This window comes from Bacillus sp. 37MA (assembly GCF_000372765.1).
Lineage (GTDB): Bacteria > Bacillota > Bacilli > Bacillales > Domibacillaceae > Domibacillus > Domibacillus aminovorans.
In genome coordinates, this window is record NZ_KB889752.1 from 3,161,523 (window position 1) to 3,170,607 (window position 9,085).

The window sequence follows — 9,085 nt, forward strand, 5'->3', positions numbered from 1 at the left end:
TGGATAGACTGTCTTTATTTCGTTTTCGCATAGTTATCCACAAATCAACAAGCCCTACTACTACGACTATTATTTTATTAATATATAAATAAAGAATGAGTTTCCTAATAAAAATTATTCAAATATACTGATGGAGGGATAAACATGAAATTTTCCATTCAAAAAGATCGCCTTGCTCAAGGTGTGCAAGATGTATTAAAAGCTGTCAGTTCCAGGACGACAATTCCCATTTTGACAGGTATTAAGATTCACGCTTCCGATGACGGTATTACGTTGACAGGGAGTGACTCTGATATTTCGATTGAATCGTTCATTCCAAAAGATGAAGGAGAAACATCGATTGCTGTCGTTGAAGAAACAGGTGGCATTGTATTAAATGCACGATTCTTTAGTGAAATCGTCCGTAAACTGCCTGCATCGACAATCGAATTTGAAACAACTGTATCGTTTCAAACAATCATTCGTTCAGGGCATGCTGAATTCAGTTTGAATGGACAGGATGCAGATGAATATCCTCATTTGCCACAAATCGACGTTGAAAATGTGTTTAAATTGCCAGCCGATCTTGTCAAAACATTAATTCGTCAAACCGTTTTTGCTGTATCAACTTCTGAAACACGTCCAATTTTGACGGGTGTTAACTGGGAGATTGAAAATGGAACACTTATTTGTACTGCAACAGACAGTCATCGTCTTGCTATGCGTAAAACGTCAGCAGAAGGGCTGCCAGAGGGTGAGTACAATGTCGTCATTCCGGGGAAAAGTTTAACGGAACTAAGCAAAATTTTGGATGATACGAATGAGCCGGTTGAAATTGTTATGACGGATAATCAAGTGCTTTTCCGTTCAAAACATGTACTATTTTTCTCACGTTTGCTTGAGGGCAATTATCCGGACACGAGCCGCCTTATTCCGGATGAGTACAAAACGAAAATGGAACTGAATACAAAAGAATATTTACAAGCTATAGATCGTGCCTCACTTTTAGCGCGTGAAGGGCGAAATAACGTTGTGAAAATGAGCAGCAGTGAAGAGGGAGCAATTGAAATTTCGTCTAATTCTCCTGAAATTGGAAAGGTAACCGAGCAAGTGAACAGTATTTCAACAGAAGGCGAAGAATTAAAAATTTCATTCAGTGCGAAATATATGATGGATGCACTGAAAGCTCTTGAAGGAACTGAAATTGATATTCAGTTTACAGGTGCGATGCGTCCATTCGTCATTCGGCCGCTTCATGATGACTCGACATTACAATTAATTTTGCCTGTTCGTACGTATTGATAAATCCAATTGAAAAGCGGAGCATGAAGGCTCTGCTTTTTTTTGTATTTGCGGCGATTATTTAGTAAAATTAAAGTATTGGCTTTTTGAACGGAGGAATAGAAAAGATGACAACAAAAAAAGTAGGGATTGATACGGATTTTATTACGCTCGGTCAATTTTTGAAGCTTGCCGGCGTGATTCAAACGGGCGGCATGGCAAAATGGTTTTTAAGTGAGCATGATGTGTATATAAACGGCGAAGAAGATAACCGCAGAGGACGGAAGCTGCGGGAAGGAGACCGTGTGGAAATTCCAGGGGACGGCGTGTATGAAGTGGCATTTGGATCAGAGGAAGAGATCGATTAACTGTCAGCGAAAGGTGTTATGCACACATGCACATTGAACAACTAGCTCTGGAACAATATCGTAATTACGAATCGATGCTCATTGAATTTGATGATACTGTTAATGTCATCATCGGTGAAAATGCACAAGGGAAAACAAATGTGATCGAATCTATTTACGTGCTGGCGATGGCTAAGTCGCATCGAACGTCGAATGATAAAGATTTAATTCGCTGGGAAGCGGAGTATGCTAAAATAAAAGGGCGAGTGCAAAAAAAACACCAATCGCTCCCGCTTGAACTAATCATTTCAAAAAAAGGAAAGAAAGCAAAAGTGAATCATCTTGAACAGACGCGCTTGAGCCAGTATATCGGTAATATGAACGTCGTTATGTTTGCGCCGGAAGACTTGACGCTTGTGAAAGGCAGTCCACAGGTAAGAAGACGTTTTATTGATATGGAAATTGGACAGGTATCGCCTGTTTATTTACATGATTTAAGTCTTTATCATAAAGTGCTGCAGCAGCGGAATCATTATTTAAAGCAGCTTCAGACGAAACGAGCATCTGATTATACGATGCTTGATGTACTTACAGATCAGCTGATTGAACTAGCTGTAAAAGTGATGAAGAAGCGTTTTGAATTTATTCGTATGCTTCAAAAATGGGCGGGACCGCTCCACTCAGGCATTTCACGTGGTATTGAGTCACTTACTATTTTATATGAACCGGCTGCGGGGGTCTCACAGGAGCACAGTGATGAACAGATGCAGTCCATTCTTGAAGAATTGTTTCAAAAAGGGCGCAAAAAAGAGGTGGATCGTGGGGTAACATTGACTGGACCGCATCGAGACGATCTTCTTTTTTATGTGAACGAGAAAAACATTCAAACATTCGGCTCACAAGGGCAGCAGCGTACGACAGCGCTTGCTGTCAAGCTTGCTGAAATTGAATTAATACAATCGGAAATCGGTGAATATCCGATTTTATTGCTTGACGATGTGTTATCTGAACTCGATGATTACCGTCAGTCGCATTTGCTTAATACGATTCATGGAAAAGTACAGACATTTGTGACGACGACGAACACGGATGGCATTGAGCATGATACATTAAACGCCGCTTCCGCTTACAATGTGACAGACGGAGCGATTACACAAATAAAGTAATATCAATTTATTGAAGGAGAAGGTGACTGGATTTGACAATGGACCAACAAAATACGACACCTTCCTATGACGCTAATCAAATACAGGTGCTTGAAGGACTCGAAGCCGTTAGAAAACGTCCGGGTATGTATATCGGTTCGACGAGTGCAAGAGGTCTTCACCACCTCGTCTGGGAAATCGTCGATAATAGTATTGATGAAGCACTTGCCGGCTTCTGTACAGAAATCAACGTCATCATTGAAGCAGATAACAGCATAACCGTAAAAGATAACGGACGAGGTATTCCAGTTGATAATCAAGAAAAAATGGGCCGTCCAGCTGTTGAAGTCATTTTAACTGTTCTGCACGCAGGCGGTAAATTCGGCGGCGGTGGCTATAAAGTATCAGGTGGACTTCACGGTGTTGGAGCATCTGTTGTAAACGCACTATCAATGATCCTTGAAGTATATGTACATCGCGATGAAAAAATTCACTACATGGCTTTTAAGAAAGGTGTTCCACAAGAAGACTTGAAAGTGGTTGGAGAGACGGACATTACTGGTACGCATATTCATTTCAGTCCAGATCCTGAAATCTTCACCGAAACACTCGAATATGACTACGATATACTTACACAGCGTTTGCGCGAGCTAGCGTACTTAAATCGTGGACTTAAAATTACACTGGAAGATAAACGGGAAGAAGGAAGACAAAATGAGTTCCACTACGAAGGTGGAATTAAATCATATGTGGAGCATTTAAACCGTTCAAAAGAAGTGCTTCATGAAGAAGCAATCTTCATGGAAGGTGAGCGGGAAGGCATCCAAGTCGAAGTAGCTTTTCAGTACAATGACGGCTATGTCGGTAATATTTATTCATTTGCGAACAACATTAATACGCATGAAGGCGGAACACATGAAGTCGGCTTCAAAACGGCACTGACACGTGTTGTGAATGACTATGCCCGCAAAAATGGCTTAGTGAAAGACATTGATACAAACTTATCCGGTGAAGATGTCCGTGAAGGACTAATAGCCATTGTTTCGATCAAACATCCAGATCCGCAATTTGAAGGGCAGACAAAAACGAAGCTGGGCAACTCGGAAGTACGTACGGTAACGGACTCTGTTTTTGCAGGTCGTTTTGAATCATTCATGCTTGAAAATCCGAATACCGCGCGTAAAATTGTTGAAAAAGGCACGATGGCAGCACGCGCTCGTTTAGCTGCGAAGAAAGCACGTGAATTAACGAGGCGTAAAAGCGCACTTGAAATATCTAGTCTTCCAGGGAAACTTGCAGACTGTTCATCGCGTGACCCGAAAATCAGTGAATTGTACATTGTAGAAGGTGACTCGGCTGGTGGATCTGCAAAACAAGGCCGTGATCGTCACTTTCAGGCGATTTTGCCGCTGCGTGGGAAGATCTTGAACGTTGAAAAAGCTCGTCTTGATAAAATATTGTCAAATAATGAAGTGCGCGCGATGATCACAGCGCTCGGTACAGGAATTAGCGAAGAATTTGATCTATCAAAAGCGAGATACCATAAATTAGTTATTATGACGGATGCTGATGTCGACGGTGCGCATATCCGAACACTGCTTTTAACTTTCTTTTTCCGCTACATGCGTCCGTTAATTGAAGCAGGTTACGTATACATTGCACAGCCGCCATTATACAAGGTGCAGCAAGGAAAGCACATTCGTTATGCTTATAATGATCATGAGCTTAACGAAGTGATGGGGTCACTCCCTACTAATGCCAAACCGATATTGCAACGATATAAAGGTCTTGGTGAAATGAATCCGACCCAGTTATGGGAAACGACGATGGATCCTGAGTGGCGTACATTGCTTCAGGTAACATTAAAAGATGCAATGGAAGCGGATGAAACGTTTGAAATTTTAATGGGCGATAAAGTCGAACCGCGCCGTCAATTTATTGAAGATAATGCACGTTATGTTAAAAATCTCGATATATAAACAGAACAAAGGTTAAGAGCACGACATTCTGTCTCGATACCTTTGTGACCCAGGTCCGAAACAATCGGGCATTTACGGGTAGTTGAACCCCGCTTATCTTTCTTTTTCGTGGGGCCTTACTGCCTGTTAATGCGGGATAAATTAAAATGGCGCCCGTTAATGCGGGCGCTCCCACTTTTTTAAAAGGGAGGATTTTTACATGGCTGATACGCCACGCTCGAATGTAAAAGAGATTAATATAAGTCAAGAAATGCGTTCTTCATTTTTAGATTATGCGATGAGCGTTATCGTTTCCAGAGCGCTTCCAGACGTGCGTGACGGCTTGAAACCTGTGCACCGCCGCATTTTATATGCAATGAATGACCTCGGTATGACCGCTGATAAAGCGTACAAAAAATCAGCACGGATCGTCGGGGATGTCATTGGTAAGTATCACCCACACGGTGATTCGGCTGTTTATGAAACGATGGTACGCATGGCGCAGGACTTTAACTATCGCTATATGCTCGTGGATGGACACGGAAACTTCGGGTCTGTCGACGGGGATGCAGCGGCGGCTATGCGTTACACAGAAGCACGTATGTCAAAAATTGCGATGGAAATTACACGTGATTTGAATAAAGATACAATTGATTACAAAGATAACTATGACGGTTCTGAACGTGAACCGATCGTTTTGCCAGCGCGTTTTCCAAATCTGCTTGTGAACGGTGCATCTGGTATAGCCGTCGGGATGGCAACCAATATTCCACCACACCAGCTTGGCGAAGTAATCGATGCGCTTCTTGCAATCAGTAAAAATCCGGAGTTGACCGTACTTGAATTAATGGAATACATACCTGGCCCTGATTTCCCAACGGCTGGTATTTTAATGGGTAGGAGCGGTATTCGCCGCGCGTATGAAACAGGGCGTGGTTCTATTATTTTACGTGCGCGGACCGAAATTGAAGAAAAAGCAAATGGAAAAGAAACGATTATCGTTCATGAAATTCCATATCAAGTAAACAAAGCAAAACTAATCGAGCGGATTGCAGAATTAGTCCGCGATAAAAAAATTGATGGCATTACTGATCTTCGTGATGAATCTGACCGCGAAGGCATGCGGATTGTGATGGAAATACGCCGCGATGCGAATGCAAGTGTCGTTTTAAATAATTTATATAAATATACAGCGATGCAAACGAGTTTTGGTATTAACATGCTGGCACTCGTAGATGGTCATCCTAAAGTACTTAGCTTAAAAGAATGCTTGACTTATTATCTTGCTCACCAGCAAGAGATCATTCGCCGTCGTACACAGTTTGAGTTGAATAAAGCGGAAGCACGTGCCCACATTTTAGAGGGGCTCCGTATCGCGCTTGACCATATCGATCGCATTATCTCACTTATCCGCGGTTCGCAGACAGCAGATCTTGCACGAGCAGGATTAATCGAACAATTTGGTTTGTCAGAAAAGCAAGCACAGGCTATTCTGGATATGCGTCTTCAGAGGTTGACGGGGCTTGAACGTGAAAAAATTGAAGAAGAATATCAAAGTTTGATGGCTATTATTACTGAATTAAAAGCAATATTAGCAGATGAAGAAAAAATACTGGAAATTATCCGCGAAGAGTTGACTGAGGTTAAAGAGCGATTTAACGATAAGCGCCGCACAGAAATTACCGATGGTGCACCAGGTGATATAATGGACGAAGATTTAATTCCAGTCGAAAAAATTATCGTCACATTAACGCATAAAGGCTATATTAAACGTCTGCCTGTTTCAACGTACCGAAGTCAGCGCCGGGGTGGACGTGGTATTCAAGGGATGGGTACGAATGAAAATGACTTTGTGGAGCAATTGTTAACAACGTCGACACACGATACGATTCTCTTTTTCACAAACAAAGGGAAAGTGTACCGTCTAAAAGGGTATCAAATTCCTGAGTATAGCCGAACAGCAAAAGGTATTCCACTTGTAAACTTACTCGGTGTCGAGCAGGATGAATGGGTCAATTCGATGCTATTTGTTGAGAAGCTTACAGAAGATGCGTTTTTGTTTTTTGCGACGAAGCAAGGAATCGTGAAACGCACGCCGCTTATGGATTATGCCAATATTCGTACAAACGGTTTAATTGCGCTTAATATTCGTGAAGATGATGAACTCATATCAGTTAGATTAACAGACGGTCAAAAACATATCGTCATAGGAACAAAGCAAGGAATGCTCATTCGTTTTCCAGAAGATAATGTCCGCTCGATGGGTAGAACATCAACAGGTGTAAGAGGAATCAGGTTGTCAGATGACGATCATGCAGTTGGTATGGAGCTTGTTGAAGACAATGAGTATATTTTAATCGTCACTGAAAACGGATATGGCAAACTAACGCATGAATCGGATTATCGTATTCAAACGCGTGGTGGTAAAGGATTAAAAACGTGCAATATTACAGAAAAGAATGGCCCGATGATTGCTGTGAAAACTGTGACAGGTGAAGAGGATCTCATGCTGATCACAATGGGCGGCGTCATGATCCGAATGGATATCGGCGGTATTTCCATTACTGGCCGTAGTACGCAAGGGGTCAAACTCATTCGTCTTGGCAATGAAGAAACAGTTGCGACTGTAGCGAAAGTAGAGAAGGAAGACGAAGAAGTGATCGAAACAGAAATAGAGGAAATAGAAGAATAATGAATCAAGCACAGGGACTTCAACATACCTGTGCTTTTTTGTCTATCAATTAAGTATAATGTTTATTATAATTGGGTATAAAGACTCAATAAAGGGGGCAAGGTACATGTTTGTGAAAGTAGAAGATCTGCAGCAGGGATGGCATGTTAATGAAGCGGTGCTTGCCAGCACTGATCACCCTATCATTTTAAAAGGAACTATTTTGACTGAACAGCACATCCGATTTTTAAAATTATTCTCCATTAAATTTGTTGATGTTGTTCCTCCAGAAGAAAATCCTCTTTCGTCTATTTATTTTGCTGCCTCATTAAATGAGTTCAGTCCAAACATTGATATGTTGGAGCAGCAGTACTATAAAACATTTAAAGGAATAAAAGAAGAGTTTCATAAATGGCAATCAGGAATGAATGTAGAAATTGCGAGGATAAGAACGATCATTTTACCGCTTCTAGAATATGTACTTGAAAATCCAAAACAGTTGTATAGAATTTCTTCTTTTTCAAAAAAGGAAGAGTATTTATTTCATCACACAGCATCGCTTGGCATTTTGTGTGGAATGATCGCGCAAAAAATGAATTATGAAAAAGGAATGATTGTGCAGGTAGCTTTAACCGGTGTTCTTGCTGATTCTGGCATGTCCAAAATTAATTCTTCTCTTTTAAATAAAACAACTGCCCTGACGGAGCAAGAATATAAAGATATTCAAAATCACCCAATTTCCAGTTACAGTATGGTGAAAGAGTTAAAGCTGTTAAAGCCTGAAGTAAAACTTGCTATTTATCAACATCATGAACGCATAGACGGGTCGGGTTATCCAACGGGAGCAAAGGGGAATAAAATACATCCAATTGCGCAGATTGTAGGAATTGCTGATACATACCATGCGTTAACAACAGACAGATTGTTTCAAGATAGACAGTCTGTTTTTAAAGCGGTTGAGTTTATTCAAGAAGATTTATTCGGGAAATTCGATCTTCCTATTATGAACGCACTATTTTCAATTGTAGCTAATTTAGTACCGGGGACAATAGTTGAGTTATCGGATGGCAATGAAGGAAAAGTGTTGTTTGTTCATCAAATGTATCGAATGAGACCGCTCATTCAATTATCTAATGGAGAGGTCATTGACATGTTGAAAAGAAGAGATTTACATATTGAAAAAGTGATAGGGAAACAGTCATTAAAATAAAAGTGGCTGTTTTTATTAATTTATTATTAAAAAAGACTTGCTCTCTATATATAACCGTGGTATATTATTTAAGTCGCCTGATGATGACGGCGGGAAATAAACAAATTGAACATTGAAAACTGAACAAAATCAATAAAAACGTCAACGTTTTAGTTTTAAATCTTATCTGGTAGATGCCTGTCATCTGCAGATAAACAAATGAGCAAGTCAAACACTTTTTGGAGAGTTTGATCCTGGCTCAGGACGAACGCTGGCGGCGTGCCTAATACATGCAAGTCGAGCGGATCTAAAGGAGCTTGCTCCTTTAGATTAGCGGCGGACGGGTGAGTAACACGTGGGCAACCTGCCCTACAGATTGGGATAACTCCGGGAAACCGGGGCTAATACCGAATAATATCGAAGATTTCATGATCTTCTTTTGAAAGATGGTTTCGGCTGTCACTGCAGGATGGGCCCGCGGCGTATTAGCTAGTTGGTGAGGTAACGGCTCACCA

6 protein-coding genes and 1 other annotated feature are annotated in these 9,085 nt (G+C 41.1%); all 6 genes read left to right on the forward strand.

The annotated features are described in order from the left end of the window. Positions 1 to 144 precede the first annotated feature (144 nt). On the forward strand, positions 145 to 1,281 hold the full coding sequence (gene dnaN / locus A3M5_RS0117325; RefSeq protein ID WP_018395057.1) for a DNA polymerase III subunit beta: 1,137 nt from the start codon (positions 145 to 147) through the stop codon (positions 1,279 to 1,281). Positions 1,282 to 1,388: 107 nt separating this feature from the next. Then, positions 1,389 to 1,628, forward strand: coding sequence for a S4 domain-containing protein YaaA (gene yaaA / locus A3M5_RS0117330; protein ID WP_018395058.1), 240 nt, complete (start codon positions 1,389 to 1,391; stop codon positions 1,626 to 1,628). A gap of 26 nt (positions 1,629 to 1,654) precedes the next feature. Next, complete coding sequence (gene recF, locus A3M5_RS0117335) at positions 1,655 to 2,773, forward strand: DNA replication/repair protein RecF (RefSeq protein WP_018395059.1); 1,119 nt, start codon at positions 1,655 to 1,657, stop codon at positions 2,771 to 2,773. A 38-nt stretch (positions 2,774 to 2,811) separates the two neighbouring features. Continuing rightward, positions 2,812 to 4,731 carry a DNA topoisomerase (ATP-hydrolyzing) subunit B gene (gene gyrB / locus A3M5_RS0117340; RefSeq protein ID WP_018395060.1) on the forward strand — a complete coding sequence of 640 codons (1,920 nt, stop codon included), beginning with the start codon at positions 2,812 to 2,814 and terminating at the stop codon, positions 4,729 to 4,731. A 199-nt stretch (positions 4,732 to 4,930) separates the two neighbouring features. Beyond that, entirely contained in the window at positions 4,931 to 7,402 is a 2,472-nt protein-coding gene (gene gyrA / locus A3M5_RS0117345) for a DNA gyrase subunit A (protein WP_018395061.1), read from the forward strand. A 106-nt stretch (positions 7,403 to 7,508) separates the two neighbouring features. Continuing rightward, positions 7,509 to 8,591: an HD-GYP domain-containing protein gene (locus tag A3M5_RS0117350; RefSeq protein ID WP_018395062.1), complete on the forward strand. Its 1,083-nt coding sequence runs from the start codon at positions 7,509 to 7,511 to the stop codon at positions 8,589 to 8,591. Positions 8,592 to 8,917: 326 nt separating this feature from the next. Beyond that, positions 8,918 to 9,085: a sequence feature (16S ribosomal RNA rRNA prediction is too short), on the forward strand.

Excerpts from the sequence above, each read along its gene's own strand:
- yaaA (WP_018395058.1), top strand. The coding sequence starts at position 1,389 with ATGACAACAAAAAAAGTAGGGATTGATACGGATTTTATTACGCTCGGT.
- recF (WP_018395059.1), top strand. The coding sequence starts at position 1,655 with ATGCACATTGAACAACTAGCTCTGGAACAATATCGTAATTACGAATCG.
- A3M5_RS0117350 (WP_018395062.1), top strand. The coding sequence starts at position 7,509 with ATGTTTGTGAAAGTAGAAGATCTGCAGCAGGGATGGCATGTTAATGAA.
- dnaN (WP_018395057.1), top strand. The coding sequence starts at position 145 with ATGAAATTTTCCATTCAAAAAGATCGCCTTGCTCAAGGTGTGCAAGAT.
- gyrA (WP_018395061.1), top strand. The coding sequence starts at position 4,931 with ATGGCTGATACGCCACGCTCGAATGTAAAAGAGATTAATATAAGTCAA.
- gyrB (WP_018395060.1), top strand. The coding sequence starts at position 2,812 with ATGGACCAACAAAATACGACACCTTCCTATGACGCTAATCAAATACAG.